The organism is Spirulina subsalsa FACHB-351 (genome assembly GCF_026130165.1).
Lineage (GTDB): Bacteria > Cyanobacteriota > Cyanobacteriia > Cyanobacteriales > Spirulinaceae > Spirulina_A > Spirulina_A subsalsa_A.
Window position 1 is genome coordinate 1 of the sequence record NZ_JAIHOM010000277.1, and the last position, 530, is coordinate 530.

General features: G+C 47.9%; 1 protein-coding gene. It reads left to right on the forward strand.

Translation table 11 applies throughout. The features are described 5' to 3' along the window. A partial coding sequence (locus tag K4A83_RS22850; protein WP_407810286.1) for an RNA-guided endonuclease InsQ/TnpB family protein occupies window positions 1-530 on the forward strand: 530 nt, incomplete at both ends.

Sequence of the window (530 nt, forward strand, 5' to 3'; positions counted from 1 at the left end):
ACCGATAGCAATGGTGAAACAGTTGAAAACCCCCGACATCTCAGGAAAGGTGAGGAGCGACTGAAACAGTCGCAACGCATTGTTTCCAAAAGGAAGAAGGGGGGTAAAAACCGAGCAAAAGCAAGGGTGGTTCTAGGTAAGCGCCATCTCAAAATAAGTAGGCAGCGTAAAGATTTTGCTGTGAAATTGGCAAGATGCGTAATCCAGTCTAACGACTTGGTGGCCTATGAAGATTTGAGAATTAGGAATATGGTGCGAAATCACAACCTTGCCAAGTCGATTAGCGACGCTTCCTGGTATCAGTTTCGAGTGTGGTTGGAATATTTTGGCAAGGTGTTCGGTAAGACCACTGTTGCTGTTCCACCCGAAAGGACAAGCCAGGAATGCTCTCGCTGCGGTGTCATTGTTCAGAAAACCCTATCCACTCGGACTCATGCTTGTCAGTGTGGATGTGTCTTGGACAGAGACCACAATGCAGCGAGGAATATCCTCGGTCGGGGATTGAGTACGGTAGGGCATACCGGAACTTT